The sequence below is a fragment of the Escherichia sp. E14V7 genome, from assembly GCF_004212225.1.
GTDB lineage: Bacteria > Pseudomonadota > Gammaproteobacteria > Enterobacterales > Enterobacteriaceae > Escherichia.
The window spans coordinates 292,128-306,102 of record NZ_RHJJ01000001.1; the positions used below are offsets into that span (position 1 = coordinate 292,128).

A 13,975-nucleotide genomic window follows, 5' to 3' on the forward strand; every position below is an offset into this window, starting at 1 on the left:
CAATGTGTATTGGCGTTCCAGGCCAGGTGCTGGCTGTCGGTGAAGATATTCACCAGCTTGCGCAGGTTGAAGTATGTGGTATCAAGCGCGACGTGAATATCGCCCTGATTTGCGAAGGTAACCCTGCCGATCTGCTGGGCCAGTGGGTACTGGTGCACGTCGGATTTGCCATGAGCATCATCGACGAAGATGAAGCCAAAGCCACATTAGACGCGCTGCGCCAAATGGATTACGACATTACCAGCGCGTGATGATTAAAGCCGGATGCTGTCGTAGGCCTGATAAGACGCGCGAGCGTCGCATCAGGCATTGTGCTCGATTGCCGGATGCGGCGTGAACGCCTTATCCGGCCTATATCGGTCTGGATGGCTTGCTGCGACGAACGCTAACCCTTACCCCTGACGCTTATCTTCCGTATTTGTCTCGAAATCACTGGCGTCATGGCGCTCATGCAACTGCTCGTTCAGCGGCCCGTTGGTGCGGTTAACAATACGCCCACGTTTCACTGCCGGACGTTCGCCCACTTCTTTCGCCCAGCGTTGCACGTGCTTATAACTGCCCGCATCAAGAAACTCTGCGGCATCATACACGCCGCCTAACACCACGTTGCCAAACCACGGCCAGATCGCCATATCCGCAATGGTGTACTCATCGCCCGCGACAAACTTATGCTGCGCCAGTTGCTTATCCAGCACGTCGAGCAGGCGCTTGGCTTCCATGGTAAAGCGGTTGATGGCGTACTCAATTTTCACCGGCGCGTAATGGTAAAAGTGACCAAAACCACCGCCGAGGAACGGTGCCGCGCCCTGTAACCAGAACAGCCAGTTCATCGTTTCAGTTCGCTTCGCCAGATCCTGCGGCAGAAAGTAGCCAAATTTCTCGGCCAGATAAAGCAGAATCGATCCTGACTCAAACACGCGGATCGGCGGGTTATGTGTATGATCGCGCAGAGCGGGAATTTTCGAGTTCGGGTTCACTTCGACAAAACCGCTGGAGAATTGATCGCCATCGCCAATGCGAATCAGCCACGCGTCGTACTCTGCGCCGGTGACGCCCAGCGCCAGCAGCTCCTCAAGCATAATCGTTACTTTCTGACCGTTCGGCGTTCCCAGCGAATAGAGTTGCAATGGGTGTTTGCCAACGGGCAGCGTTTTTTCATGTGTCGGACCAGAAACCGGGCGATTGATATTGGCGAACGCGCCGCCAGCGGATTTATCCCACGTCCAGACTTTCGCGGGCTGATAAGTATTGTCTGCCATAGTGAGTTGCCTTCTGAGTGGTAGTGTTGAAGCAGTGTAGCAGGTCACTTGCTGTACAGAATGTGAATTTTTTAACCCTTTGCGCCAGCCGCTGCGTTGAGGTGTATGATAAGTCTAACCTCTGTCCGGTTAATGTCGCTGAGCAGGTAATCAGAGCACAACAATTACGCCAACTGCTTAGGTTGTATTGTTAAAGGTAAAGTGATGAGCAAAGGAACGACCAGCCAGGATGCCCCGTTCGGGACGTTATTGGGCTACGCCCCCGGTGGTGTAGCAATCTACTCTTCAGATTACAGTTCTCTCGATCCGCAGGAATACGAAGATGACGCCGTATTCCGTAGCTATATCGACGACGAATATATGGGCCACAAATGGCAATGCGTTGAGTTTGCTCGCCGTTTTCTCTTTCTGAACTACGGTGTGGTCTTCACTGACGTGGGCATGGCGTGGGAGATTTTCTCGCTGCGCTTCCTGCGTGAAGTGGTTAATGACAACATTCTGCCATTGCAGGCATTTCCTAACGGTTCGCCGCGTGCGCCGGTCGCGGGCGCGCTTCTTATCTGGGATAAAGGCGGTGAATTTAAAGACACCGGCCATGTCGCCATCATTACCCAATTGCATGGCAACAAAGTCCGTATTGCGGAACAGAACGTGATTCATTCCCCGTTGCCGCAAGGGCAACAGTGGACGCGCGAGCTGGAGATGGTGGTAGAAAACGGCTGCTATACCCTCAAAGACACCTTCGATGACACCACTATTCTGGGCTGGATGATTCAGACGGAAGATACCGAATACAGCTTGCCACAGCCGGAAATTGCAGGCGATTTGTTGAAGATCAGCGGAGCGCGCCTGGAAGACAATGGCCAGTTTGACGGTAAATGGCTGGATGAAAAAGATCCGCTTCAAAACGCCTACGTGCAGGCGAACGGTCAGGTGATCAATCAGGATCCGTATCATTACTACACCATTACGGAGAGCGCCGAACAGGAGCTGGTTAAAGCCACCAACGAGCTGCACCTGATGTATCTTCACGCCACCGATAAAGTGCTGAAAGATGACAACCTGCTGGCGCTGTTCGACATTCCGAAAATCCTCTGGCCGCGTTTGCGCCTTTCTTGGCAGCGTCGTCGCCACCATATGATCACCGGTCGTATGGATTTCTGTATGGATGAACGTGGCCTGAAGGTCTATGAATACAACGCCGATTCAGCCTCTTGTCATACTGAAGCGGGCTTGATCCTCGAACGCTGGGCGGAGCAGGGCTATAAAGGCAATGGCTTCAATCCGGCGGAAGGGCTGATTAACGAACTGGCTGGCGCGTGGAAACACAGTCGCGCGCGTCCGTTTGTCCATATCATGCAGGACAAAGATATCGAGGAAAACTATCACGCGCAGTTTATGGAGCAGGCGCTGCAACAGGCGGGCTTTGAAACGCGTATCTTGCGCGGGCTAGATGAACTGGGCTGGGATGCTGCCGGACAACTGATTGATGGGGAAGGGCGACTGGTTAACTGCGTGTGGAAGACCTGGGCGTGGGAAACGGCGTTTGATCAGATTCGCGAAGTCAGCGACCGTGAGTTTGCCGCAGTACCGATTCGTACCGGTCATCCGCAAAATGAAGTGCGCCTGATCGACGTTCTGCTGCGTCCGGAAGTGCTGGTCTTTGAACCGCTGTGGACGGTGATCCCTGGCAACAAAGCGATTCTGCCAATTCTCTGGTCGCTGTTCCCGCATCATCGTTATCTGCTGGATACCGATTTCACTGTTAATGATGAACTGGTGAAAACCGGTTACGCCGTGAAACCGATTGCCGGTCGCTGTGGTAGCAATATCGACCTGGTCAGCCATCATGAAGAGGTGCTCGACCAAACCAGCGGTAAATTTGCCGAGCAGAAAAATATCTACCAGCAACTGTGGTGCCTGCCAAAAGTGGACGGTAAATACATTCAGGTATGTACCTTCACCGTGGGCGGCAACTACGGCGGGACGTGTTTGCGCGGCGATGAATCTCTGGTCATCAAAAAAGAGAGTGATATTGAGCCGTTAATTGTGCTGAAAGAGTAATAGACTTTTTCGCAAACCCGTGCTGATTATCAAAAATAATCAGCACGGAAAATCGTTCATGGAATGCTCAAAATATTGAATATTGAAATGCATTAAGTTAATAAATTCACAACATGAATGTATTAATGATTGAAATGATTCGCCATTAATTATTTCTTAAAATTTTGAATAGCAACTTATTATCTGATACTAAAGAAATAACACTCTTTTTATCGTTAAAAAATGATATTTCACTTTGCCCATGCCGTTAAAGTCACTGATAATGCGTCCGTTCGTAAATTCAAAATGGCGTAATCTAATATATGCTAAATTTATTTGTTGGCCTTGATATATACACAGGGCTTTTGTTATTACTTGCTCTGGCATTTGTGTTGTTCTACGAAGCAATCAATGGTTTTCATGACACGGCGAATGCGGTGGCAACCGTTATTTATACTCGTGCCATGCAGCCACAGCTTGCCGTGGTGATGGCGGCATTTTTTAACTTTTTTGGCGTATTGCTTGGCGGACTTAGCGTCGCCTATGCCATCGTCCATATGTTGCCAACTGATTTGTTGCTGAATATGGGGTCAACCCACGGTCTGGCGATGGTCTTTTCCATGCTGCTGGCGGCGATTATCTGGAACCTGGGAACGTGGTTCTTTGGTTTACCGGCCTCCAGTTCACACACATTGATTGGCGCGATTATCGGCATCGGCTTGACCAACGCGCTGTTAACCGGCTCGTCGGTGATGGATGCGTTAAACCTGCGTGAAGTGACCAAGATTTTCTCCTCGTTAATTGTCTCCCCCATCGTCGGCCTGGTCATTGCGGGTGGTCTGATTTTCCTGCTGCGCCGTTTCTGGAGCGGGACGAAAAAGCGTGACCGTATTCACCGCATTCCTGAAGATCGCAAAAAGAAAAAAGGCAAACGTAAGCCGCCATTCTGGACGCGTATTGCGCTGATTGTTTCCGCTGCGGGCGTGGCGTTTTCGCACGGCGCGAACGACGGGCAGAAAGGGATCGGCCTGGTGATGCTGGTGCTGGTGGGGATAGCGCCCGCTGGTTTCGTCGTCAATATGAATGCGTCTGGTTATGAAATTACCCGTACCCGCGATGCAGTGACTAACTTCGAACACTATCTGCAACAGCATCCTGAACTGCCGCAGAAGTTAATTGCGATGGAACCTCCATTGCCTGCGGCATCGACTGATGGCACGCAAGCGACGGAGTTTCACTGTCATCCGGCAAATACCTTTGATGCGATTGCGCGCGTCAAAACGATGCTGCCGGGTAATATGGAAAGCTACGAGCCGTTAAACGTAAGTCAACGCAGTCAGCTACGCCGTATTATGCTTTGCATCTCTGATACCTCTGCGAAGCTGGCGAAACTGCCAGGCGTTAGCAAAGAAGACCAGAGCCTGCTGAAAAAACTGCGCAGCGATATGTTAAGCACCATTGAATATGCTCCAGTGTGGATAATCATGGCGGTGGCTTTAGCACTCGGTATTGGCACCATGATTGGCTGGCGCCGTGTAGCGATGACCATCGGTGAGAAAATTGGTAAGCGCGGCATGACTTATGCGCAAGGGATGGCGGCGCAGATGACGGCGGCGGTATCTATCGGTCTTGCCAGTTATATTGGGATGCCTGTTTCCACAACTCACGTACTCTCTTCTGCGGTGGCGGGGACGATGGTGGTAGATGGCGGTGGGTTACAGCGTAAAACGGTAACCAGTATCCTGATGGCGTGGGTGTTTACCTTACCGGCGGCAATTTTTCTGTCTGGTAGTCTGTACTGGATTGCATTGCAGCTTATCTAACCTTCCTGTTAATGCCCGGTCCTGCGATCGGGCATTATCACTTCTGACTAGCGATAACCTCGCGCTGTCATAAAATCCATTATCGCTTTTTCCGCATCAACCAGCACTTGTTCCAGCGGTTGATTGGCATCGATATCAACCAGTTGCGCGCCTCCAAAGGTTAACTTTGGCGTTATGGCAATTTTCTTCGCCAGAGATTCTCGTTTGTGGTCAGGCTTACGCGCGCAGGCCACGTCCAGGGAGACATTGAGTTTGATGACCAGATCAGGCTTATGGCTCGCCATCCAGTGAAATGCTTTACGTTCCTGACTTGCCAGCCATGACACAAAACGACCACCTTCAACGTTAGGCGGGAACACCGTACCATCGTAAGCGCCAGGAATCTGGTCCTGTGGATAACGGTCGGTTAAAACAATTAACCCGCGACGACGACAGGCAAGCATATGACGAAAGCGCAGTAAGCGGCGGGCGACAAACGCTGTAATTACCAGCGCCGGAACTGGCCCAGGCAATTTTTTCGCTGTTTTCACTTTATTGCGTTCAATTGATTTATTAAGCGATTTTCCCATTAAGGGCAGTTTTACCACTGCACGACCGACATTTCCGGCTTGCTTTCCTAAATGAACTCTTTCTGCGGCACCATATTTTTCGACAACGGTAATGAGATGTTCACAAACCGTTGACTTGCCTGAACCATCACTACCAATAACGGCTATTAATGGAGGTGTTATAGACTGCATGAATATATCCTTAAATTTAAATATCCATCCCAAATATTTATCTGGTTAATATGTTTTAATGAAAGCGTAATTCAGGTCAATGTCACAATTAACCATTGTCACAATAAGGTTGAACGGATATTCTGAGCACGGACCACGTAATATTCAATACATTATTTGCTGCCGGGTTTTTCGTGAATCAACGTAATATGTCAATAATTAATTCCATGCCAGTGCGTGTTATTGCCATTGTGGGATGTGATGGTTCAGGTAAATCGACCCTCACGGCAAGCCTGGTGAATGAACTGGCAGCAATAATGCCAACAGAACAAATTTATCTTGGGCAGTCTTCCGGACGAATTGGCGAATGGATTTCACAGTTCCCTATAATTGGCGCCCCTTTTGGGCGTTATCTGCGGGGTAAGGCAGCTCATGTACATGAAAAGCCCTCAACACCGCCCGGCAATATTACCGCGCTGGTTATCTATCTGCTTTCCTGCTGGCGGGCGTACAAGTTTCGCAAAATGTTGAGAAAAAGCCAGCAAGGCTTTTTGTTGATTACCGACCGTTACCCGCAGGTTGAAGTCCCTGGCTTTCGTTTTGATGGCCCACAACTGGCTAAAACTGAAGGCGGTAATGGCTGGGTAAAAATGTTAAGGCAGCGCGAGCTGAAGCTGTACCAATGGATGGCGTCTTATTTGCCCGTATTGTTGATTCGTCTTGGCATTGATGAACAAACCGCGTTTTCGCGTAAACCTGACCATCAACTGGCGGCTTTACAGGAAAAAATCGCCGTTACGCCGCAACTGACTTTCAACGGCGCCAGGATCCTTGAACTGGATGGTCGGCAACCAGCCGATGAAATCCTGCAAGCGTCATTACGTGCAATTCACGCCGCACTTTCCTGATCACCAAAATGGATAGGGGATGATTTAAAGAATGGATGCACTACAAACGCAAGCTGTTAACAGCACTACCGCGCCGCAGCCCAGCTACATTCCGGGGCTAATTGCGGTGGTCGGGTGCGATGGCACCGGTAAATCTACTCTGACCACCGATCTGGTGAAATCATTGCAACAGCACTGGCAAACCGAGCGGCGCTATCTGGGGCTGCTCTCGGGCGAAGACGGTGACAAAATCAAACGATTACCGTTGGTTGGTGTCTGGCTGGAGCGGCGACTGGCGGCAAAATCCTCGAAAACCCAAAGCATGAAAACTCGCTCTCCGGCGCTCTGGGCGGCGGTGATTATGTACTGCTTCTCGCTGCGAAGAATGGCGAATCTGCGCAAGGTTCAGCGACTGGCGCAAAGCGGCGTTCTGGTGGTCAGCGATCGCTTTCCGCAGGCGGAAATTTCCGGTTTTTATTATGACGGGCCGGGGATTGGCGTCGAGCGCGCGACCGGGAAAATCAACCAATTTCTGGCGCAGCGCGAGCGACAGTTATACCAACAAATGGCGCAGTACCGTCCTGAATTAATCATTCGTTTGGGGATTGATATTGATACTGCCATTTCCCGCAAGCCTGACCATGACTATGCCGAATTGCAGGACAAAATCGGCGTCATGTCGAAGATTGGCTATAACGGCACAAAAATTTTAGAGATTGATTCCAGAGCGCCCTACAGCGAAGTGCTGGAACAGGCACTGAAAGCGGTTTCTCTGGTTGCCATCGTTTCTGACCGCCGAAGCTTGACTTAAGGCAGGCTGGATATTTTTCATTTTTCAACGATAAGGTCAGGCTGAATTGGCAGGTTTTAACATCAAACATTGGTTTGCAGATGGAGCCTTTCGCACCATTATTCGTAACAGCGCCTGGTTAGGTTCCAGTAATGTCGTGAGCGCCTTGCTGGGCTTACTGGCGCTTTCGTGCGCCGGTAAAGGAATGACGCCAGCGATGTTTGGCGTACTTGTCGTCATACAGTCTTATGCCAAGTCGATTAGTGATTTTATTAAGTTTCAGACATGGCAGTTGGTGGTGCAGTACGGAACGCCAGCATTAACCAACAATAATCCCCAGCAATTCCGCAATGTCGTCTCATTTTCCTTCTCGCTGGATATCGTCAGCGGCGCGGTGGCGATTGTCGGCGGCATTGCCTTACTGCCATTCCTTTCCCATTCATTAGGTCTGGATGACCAAAGTTTTTGGCTGGCGGCGCTCTATTGCACGCTCATTCCTTCAATGGCTTCCTCCACGCCGACCGGCATTCTGCGTGCGGTAGATCGCTTCGATTTGATTGCTGTACAGCAGGCGACGAAACCTTTTCTGCGTGCGGCGGGGAGCGTCGTAGCCTGGTATTTTGACTTTGGTTTTGCGGGTTTTGTTATCGCGTGGTACGCATCGAATCTGGTTGGCGGCACCATGTACTGGTGGTTTGCCGCGCGCGAATTACGCCGCAGAAATATCCATAACGCCTTCAAATTGAATCTGTTTGAGTCTGCCCGACACATCAAAGGCGCATGGAGTTTTGTCTGGTCAACCAACATTGCCCATTCCATTTGGTCGGCGCGTAATTCATGTAGCACGGTACTGGTGGGGATCGTATTAGGGCCAGCTGCTGCCGGGTTATTTAAAATCGCCATGACATTCTTCGATGCCGCAGGGACGCCCGCCAGTTTGTTGGGTAAGAGTTTTTACCCTGAAGTCATGCGCTTAGATCCACGAACTACCAGACCGTGGCTCCTGGGCGTGAAGTCTGGATTGCTGGCAGGTGGGATTGGCATTCTGGTGGCGCTGGCCGTGTTAATCGTTGGCAAGCCACTTATTTCACTGGTGTTTGGTGTTAAGTATCTCGAAGCGTATGACCTGATCCAGGTGATGCTCGGAGCCATTGTTATTTCGATGTTGGGCTTCCCACAGGAGTCATTATTGCTAATGGCGGGGAAACAGCGTGCTTTTCTCGTGGCGCAAACCATCGCCTCTATCGGCTACATCGTGTTGCTGTTCATGTTCTGCCATCTGTTTGGCGTGCTGGGGGCAGCATTTGCTTACTTCGGTGGGCAATGTCTTGATGTGGTGCTCTCGTTAATTCCGACATTAAAGGCGTTCTTTCAACGCCATTTATTGGCCTATAACGCAGTGGGAGAAAAATCCCAATGATGAAAAAATATTTTCCACTTGAGGTCAGTGAGCGTTTATTTATCGCGGTCGAAGAAGATGATGTTGTTGACGCTCAAGTTAGCTTACCACCAACGATCGCACTGCGTTGTTCATCGGAAATTATTCATGATAATTATGCATTATGCCTGAGATTCTGGTTGGACGGCGTCAATCGCAAGGCGTTACTCCACCTGACCCTGAAGCAGGCTAAAGGTGACCCTCTTACCGACGAAGAACGCAAACAGTATAAATACATGCGAGCGCGCTACAAGCATCTGCGTTTTGCGCAACGGCTGTATTTAAAGAAGCATCAGGCTGGTTTTTTATTTGGCAAAACGACCGTTTTTCTGGGGCGTTTTCAGGATGGTTTTCGTAACGGTAAGAAAAATATTGTGTCGTATTACGGCAACCTGTTACGTATTTATTTAAGCTCTCCTGTCTGGTGGCTGGTGAACTATTCATTACGCCATAGCCAGCTAGAAAGCGTTAATGGTTTTATCGCTTATCGGCAGAAGCAAATGCGCATCCTGAAAGAAATTATTGCCAGGCCGCAGCTAACCGGCAGGGAATTTCATGATGTGCGAAAAATCATCAGTCAGCAGGTTTCTTATTACGACACTCTAAGATCGCTTGATCCCGAAAATACAGAGGCGTTGCAGATTTCCCGCTTCCTGGCAGCCATTAATGGCCTGATGGGGGATAAGCACGACGACATGGTGGCGGATGATTTGGACAATCGCCAATCGTATGATGCGCCAGTGGCACTCGACAGCGATATTCGTCAGCGCTTAGAACTGCTAATTTCGCGTTTTCCGCTATAACCGGAGTAATGATGCCCTCTCGTCTGATTACTGCGCTGATATTTTCACTCTTCTCGTTCTGCGCCACTGCGCACAATTTCGTCATCGGAAAACCGGTCACACCTGTTTATATTCAGGACGGTGGCGAATTACTGCTCAAAAATGACGAAATTTACTATCAAAAGTGGAACAGCACGCAACTGAAAGGAAAAGTCCGCATTATTCAGTATATCGCTGGGCGAAAGTCAGCGAAGAAGAAGAACTCTCTGTTAATCAAAGCAGTAGAAACAGCAAACTTTCCTCAGGATCGTTTTCAGCCCACCACCATTGTGAACACCGATGATGCCATCTTTGGCACCGGCTATTTTGTGACAGGTAAAATTGAAAAAAATAAACGTCGTTATCCGTGGGCGCAATTCGTAATCGACGGCAGCGGTCTGGGGCGCGTTGCCTGGCAACTGCCGGAGCAGAGTTCAACCATTCTGGTGCTGAATAAATACGGGCAAATTCAGTGGGCAAAGGACGGCAGCCTGACGCCAGAAGAGGTTGATCAGGTCATTGCGTTGGCGCAGAAGCTGATCAATGAATAAAAAACTCAAAGGATTGAGGGCGTTAGTGAGATGAAGCTGGTTGAACACTACATCATGCGTGGTACACGCCGTCTGGTGCTGATTATCGTTGGTTTTTTGATCTTTATCTTCGCCAGTTACTCTGCACAGCGTTACCTGACCGAAGCAGCCAATGGGACTTTAGCGCTTGATGTAGTACTTAATGTTGTTTTCTACAAAGTGCTGATAGCGCTTGAAATGTTACTTCCAGTGGGCCTGTATGTGTCGGTTGGTGTGACACTTGGGCAGATGTATACCGACTCGGAAATTACCGCTATCTCTGCGGCGGGCGCCAGTCCCACACGTTTGTATAAAGCCGTTCTGTATCTGGCAATTCCATTAAGCATTTTTGTCACGCTGTTGTCGATGTATGGTCGGCCCTGGGCTTATGCGCAGATTTATCAACTGGAACAACAGTCGCAGTCGGAGCTGGATGTTCGCCAGTTGCGGGCAAAGAAATTTAACACTAACGATAACGGACGAATGATCCTTTCGCAGACGGTTGATCAAGACAATAATCGCCTGACTGACGCGCTGATTTACACCTCTACCGCCAATCGAACCCGCGTTTTCCGCGCCCGTTCGCTTGATGTTGTTGACCCCTCTCCGGAGAAGCCAACCGTTATGTTGCATACCGGCACGGCTTATATACTCGATCATCAGGGCAGTGACGACAACGAACAGATCTACCGTAATCTGCAATTACATCTTAATCCACTGGATCAAAGTGCCAACGTCAAACGTAAAGCAAAATCGGTCGCGGAACTGGCGCGCTCTGTATTTCCTGCCGATCATGCCGAACTGCAATGGCGACAAAGCCGTGGCCTGACAGCGTTGTTGATGGCTCTGCTGGCCATCTCTTTAAGTCGGGTAAAACCGCGGCAAGGGCGATTTTCAACGTTACTGCCACTGACGTTGCTGTTTGTTGCCATTTTTTATGGCGGCGACGTCTGCCGTACGCTGGTGGCTAACGGCGCTATTCCCCTCATTCCTGGTTTGTGGTTAGTGCCCGGACTCATGCTAATGGGCCTGTTGATGCTGGTCGCACGCGACTTCTCCTTGCTGCAGAAATTTTCCCGATGAATGTTTTCAGTCGCTATTTAATCCGTTACCTCTTTCTCGGTTTTGCCGCCGCCGCAGGGCTATTGCTGCCGCTTTTTACCACCTTCAACCTGATTAACGAACTGGATGATGTCAGTCCGGGCGGTTATCGCTGGACTCAGGCGGTGCTGGTGGTGCTGATGACCTTACCGCGCACACTGGTCGAACTTTCGCCGTTTATCGCCTTATTGGGTGGTATTGTTGGCCTGGGGCAGTTATCGAAAAACAGTGAGCTTACCGCCATTCGCAGCACGGGGTTTTCTATCTTCCGTATTGCACTGGTGGCGCTGGTTGCCGGGATATCGTGGACTGTTTCGTTAGGCGCGATAGATGAGTGGGTGGCGTCACCATTGCAGCAACAGGCGCTGCAAATCAAATCGACTGCCACCGCGTTGGGGGAGGACGATGACATTACCGGCAATATGCTGTGGGCCAGGCGCGGTAATGAATTTGTGACGGTAAAATCGCTAAACGAGCAGGGCCAGCCGGTGGGCGTGGAGATATTTCATTACCGCGACGATCTCTCGCTCGAATCCTACATTTATGCACGCAGTGCCACCATTGAAGACGACAAAACGTGGATCCTGCATGGTGTGAATCATAAAAAATGGCTGAATGGCAAAGAAACGCTGGAAACATTAGATAATCTTGCCTGGCAATCGGCCTTCACCAGTATGAATCTTGAAGAGTTATCGATGCCGGGGAATACTTTTTCTGTCCGTCAGCTTAATCATTACATCCATTATTTGCAGGAAACCGGGCAACCCAGCAGCGAATACCGCCTTGCACTGTGGGAAAAACTGGGGCAACCGATCTTAACCCTGGCGATGATTTTGCTGGCTGTACCGTTTACCTTTAGCGCCCCGCGCTCGCCAGGGATGGGTAGCCGTCTCGCTGTAGGCGTCATCGTTGGCTTACTCACCTGGATCAGCTACCAAATCATGGTCAATCTGGGATTGCTATTTGCGTTGAGCGTACCCGTTACCGCGCTCGGTTTACCGATAGCGTTTGTACTGGTGGCGTTGAGCCTGGTGTATTGGTATGACAGTCAACATTAAACCCGCCGTGGCGCAACACCACGGCGGGCTCACGTTACTGCTTCAGAGTAGCGAACGCCTGAATGATGGCATCAATTTGCTCGCGACTGTGGGCAGCATTAACGCTACAGCGCAGCAGCGTCATGCCCGCCGGCGCGGCAGGTGGCAGGATAAGATTCACATACACGCCCAGCGAAATAAGCTCACGCCAGATGCGTAAACCTTCCTCTTTCGAACTGATTATTACTGGCACTACTGGGCTAATATGTGAGCTTAACTCGTAACCCAGTTTTTGCAGACCGTCATACAGATGGTTGGCGTTATCCATCAGTTTTTGCCGCAGCTCTGGCTGAGTGGCAATGGTTCTTAACGACGAGCGCACGGTTGCAATGCAGGAAGGAGAAGGAGAGGCGGTAAAAATATACGGACGGCTGCCGTAGCGCAGCACTTCCATCGCTTCCGAACCCACGGCAAAACCACCAATCGAGGCCAGGCTTTTACTGAAGGTGCCAACGATAATATCCACATCATCTTCAACGCCGACAGCTTCAGCCAGTCCGCGCCCCGTTGCGCCTAACACGCCGAACGAATGCGCTTCATCGACAATTAAATATCCGCCGAGACGACGTTTGATATCAACAATTTCCGCCAGCGGCGCAACGTCACCGAGCATACTGTAGATGCCTTCAACGATGATAATCGCCTCTTTTGCCCGTTCACCGAGGCGAACCATGCGACGCTCCAGATCGTTGGCGTCATTATGGCGGAAACGAATAATTTCCGCGCCGCCGAGAGAACAGGCGTCATAAATACTGGCGTGGCTGTCGGCATCCAACAACACCACGGCGTTATGGTCGGCGAGTGCGCTGATGACGCCCAAATTAGCGGTATAACCGGTTGAAAAAACGATAGCGGTAGGGCGATTGAAAAACTCGGCAATCTCTTTCTCTAACGCCAGGTGCGGCGCATAACTGCCGTTTGCCATACGAGAACCGGTGGTGCCGGTGCCTTGGGCCGCTAACGCTGCCTGACCTTCGGAGATGGCATCATGATTAAAGGTTAAACCGAGATAATTATTGGTCCCGGCCAGAATCACTTTTTTATTGCCGATACGCCCTTCGGTGGCGGAATACACTTCATCAATACAGGTGCCAAACGGCGTTAACCCGTTATCGCTAAATTGCAGTCGCTCGCCCGCAAGACGCGCATATTTATCGTATAGCCCCATTATTTATTCTCCAGCCATGGAAGTAGTGTTTCCATTAATTGCACAGGGGTTTTGACATCCAGCAGAATATTAATAGGAATGGAAATATCAAATCTGTCTTCAAGCATCATTAAGAGATCCATCACTTTAATCGACTCCAGGCCGAGATCGTTGACGAGATCGCTGTCAGGCTTAATTTCCACACCGTTTTCGACCAAATCCTGTAAACAGGAAAGGATGTAATCCATTACTATTTCACGATTTACCATAGAAACGTTAAC

14 protein-coding genes are annotated in these 13,975 nt (G+C 50.2%); 10 read left to right on the forward strand and 4 right to left on the reverse strand.

What is annotated here, in order from left to right:
• Positions 1–2: 2 nt before the first annotated feature.
• Positions 3–251, forward strand: coding sequence for a hydrogenase maturation factor HybG (gene hybG, locus D9741_RS01455; RefSeq protein WP_000334896.1), 249 nt, complete (start codon positions 3–5; stop codon positions 249–251).
• 141 nt (positions 252–392) lie between these two features.
• Here hybG and yghU read toward each other — a convergent pair whose 3' ends face one another.
• Positions 393–1,259, reverse strand: coding sequence for a glutathione-dependent disulfide-bond oxidoreductase (gene yghU, locus D9741_RS01460; RefSeq protein WP_126665286.1), 867 nt, complete (start codon positions 1,257–1,259; stop codon positions 393–395).
• Positions 1,260–1,463: 204 nt separating this feature from the next.
• Between yghU and gss the strand changes: the two genes are divergently transcribed.
• Together gss and pitB are read left to right on the forward strand one after the other, a co-directional pair.
• Positions 1,464–3,323, forward strand: coding sequence for a bifunctional glutathionylspermidine amidase/synthase (gene gss, locus D9741_RS01465; RefSeq protein ID WP_130218136.1), 1,860 nt, complete (start codon positions 1,464–1,466; stop codon positions 3,321–3,323).
• 302 nt (positions 3,324–3,625) lie between these two features.
• Positions 3,626–5,125: an inorganic phosphate transporter PitB gene (gene pitB, locus D9741_RS01470; protein WP_130218134.1), complete on the forward strand. Its 1,500-nt coding sequence runs from the start codon at positions 3,626–3,628 to the stop codon at positions 5,123–5,125.
• Between the two features lie 47 nt (positions 5,126–5,172).
• Here the strand turns inward: pitB and D9741_RS01475 are convergent, their stop codons facing one another.
• Positions 5,173–5,865: a dTMP kinase gene (locus D9741_RS01475; protein ID WP_130208019.1), complete on the reverse strand. Its 693-nt coding sequence runs from the start codon at positions 5,863–5,865 to the stop codon at positions 5,173–5,175.
• A gap of 173 nt (positions 5,866–6,038) precedes the next feature.
• Between D9741_RS01475 and D9741_RS01480 the strand changes: the two genes are divergently transcribed.
• Genes D9741_RS01480 through lptG form a run of 7 tightly spaced genes read left to right on the forward strand, consistent with a single transcriptional unit; the run spans position 6,039 to position 12,508 of the window.
• Positions 6,039–6,752 carry a dTMP kinase gene (locus tag D9741_RS01480; RefSeq protein ID WP_130218132.1) on the forward strand — a complete coding sequence of 238 codons (714 nt, stop codon included), beginning with the start codon at positions 6,039–6,041 and terminating at the stop codon, positions 6,750–6,752.
• Positions 6,753–6,783: 31 nt separating this feature from the next.
• Positions 6,784–7,542, forward strand: coding sequence for a hypothetical protein (locus D9741_RS01485; protein WP_130218130.1), 759 nt, complete (start codon positions 6,784–6,786; stop codon positions 7,540–7,542).
• Between the two features lie 46 nt (positions 7,543–7,588).
• On the forward strand, positions 7,589–8,941 hold the full coding sequence (locus D9741_RS01490; protein ID WP_130218128.1) for a lipopolysaccharide biosynthesis protein: 1,353 nt from the start codon (positions 7,589–7,591) through the stop codon (positions 8,939–8,941).
• Complete coding sequence (locus D9741_RS01495) at positions 8,938–9,762, forward strand: hypothetical protein (RefSeq protein WP_130218126.1); 825 nt, start codon at positions 8,938–8,940, stop codon at positions 9,760–9,762. The genes D9741_RS01490 and D9741_RS01495 overlap by 4 nt, the downstream gene beginning before the upstream one ends.
• A gap of 11 nt (positions 9,763–9,773) precedes the next feature.
• Positions 9,774–10,331, forward strand: coding sequence for a YtfJ family protein (locus D9741_RS01500; RefSeq protein ID WP_130218311.1), 558 nt, complete (start codon positions 9,774–9,776; stop codon positions 10,329–10,331).
• Positions 10,332–10,361: 30 nt separating this feature from the next.
• Positions 10,362–11,432 carry an LPS export ABC transporter permease LptF gene (lptF, locus tag D9741_RS01505; RefSeq protein WP_130218124.1) on the forward strand — a complete coding sequence of 357 codons (1,071 nt, stop codon included), beginning with the start codon at positions 10,362–10,364 and terminating at the stop codon, positions 11,430–11,432.
• On the forward strand, positions 11,429–12,508 hold the full coding sequence (gene lptG / locus D9741_RS01510) for an LPS export ABC transporter permease LptG (RefSeq protein WP_130218122.1): 1,080 nt from the start codon (positions 11,429–11,431) through the stop codon (positions 12,506–12,508). Before lptF ends, lptG begins: the two co-directional genes overlap by 4 nt.
• A gap of 34 nt (positions 12,509–12,542) precedes the next feature.
• Here lptG and D9741_RS01515 read toward each other — a convergent pair whose 3' ends face one another.
• Together D9741_RS01515 and D9741_RS01520 are read right to left on the reverse strand one after the other, a co-directional pair.
• Positions 12,543–13,715, reverse strand: a complete 1,173-nt coding sequence (locus D9741_RS01515; RefSeq protein ID WP_130218120.1) for an aminotransferase class I/II-fold pyridoxal phosphate-dependent enzyme — start codon at positions 13,713–13,715, stop codon at positions 12,543–12,545.
• Positions 13,715–13,963: an acyl carrier protein gene (locus D9741_RS01520; protein ID WP_001697422.1), complete on the reverse strand. Its 249-nt coding sequence runs from the start codon at positions 13,961–13,963 to the stop codon at positions 13,715–13,717. The genes D9741_RS01515 and D9741_RS01520 overlap by 1 nt, the downstream gene beginning before the upstream one ends.
• Positions 13,964–13,975: the final 12 nt, after the last annotated feature.

Bases quoted from the DNA above. Each gene is read 5' to 3' on its own strand.
- hybG (WP_000334896.1), top strand. From the start codon at position 3: ATGTGTATTGGCGTTCCAGGCCAGGTGCTGGCTGTCGGTGAAGATATT.
- yghU (WP_126665286.1), bottom strand. From the start codon at position 1,259: ATGGCAGACAATACTTATCAGCCCGCGAAAGTCTGGACGTGGGATAAA.
- gss (WP_130218136.1), top strand. From the start codon at position 1,464: ATGAGCAAAGGAACGACCAGCCAGGATGCCCCGTTCGGGACGTTATTG.
- pitB (WP_130218134.1), top strand. From the start codon at position 3,626: ATGCTAAATTTATTTGTTGGCCTTGATATATACACAGGGCTTTTGTTA.
- D9741_RS01475 (WP_130208019.1), bottom strand. From the start codon at position 5,865: ATGCAGTCTATAACACCTCCATTAATAGCCGTTATTGGTAGTGATGGT.
- D9741_RS01485 (WP_130218130.1), top strand. From the start codon at position 6,784: ATGGATGCACTACAAACGCAAGCTGTTAACAGCACTACCGCGCCGCAG.
- D9741_RS01495 (WP_130218126.1), top strand. From the start codon at position 8,938: ATGATGAAAAAATATTTTCCACTTGAGGTCAGTGAGCGTTTATTTATC.
- D9741_RS01500 (WP_130218311.1), top strand. From the start codon at position 9,774: ATGCCCTCTCGTCTGATTACTGCGCTGATATTTTCACTCTTCTCGTTC.
- lptF (WP_130218124.1), top strand. From the start codon at position 10,362: ATGAAGCTGGTTGAACACTACATCATGCGTGGTACACGCCGTCTGGTG.
- lptG (WP_130218122.1), top strand. From the start codon at position 11,429: ATGAATGTTTTCAGTCGCTATTTAATCCGTTACCTCTTTCTCGGTTTT.
- D9741_RS01515 (WP_130218120.1), bottom strand. From the start codon at position 13,715: ATGGGGCTATACGATAAATATGCGCGTCTTGCGGGCGAGCGACTGCAA.
- D9741_RS01520 (WP_001697422.1), bottom strand. From the start codon at position 13,963: ATGGTAAATCGTGAAATAGTAATGGATTACATCCTTTCCTGTTTACAG.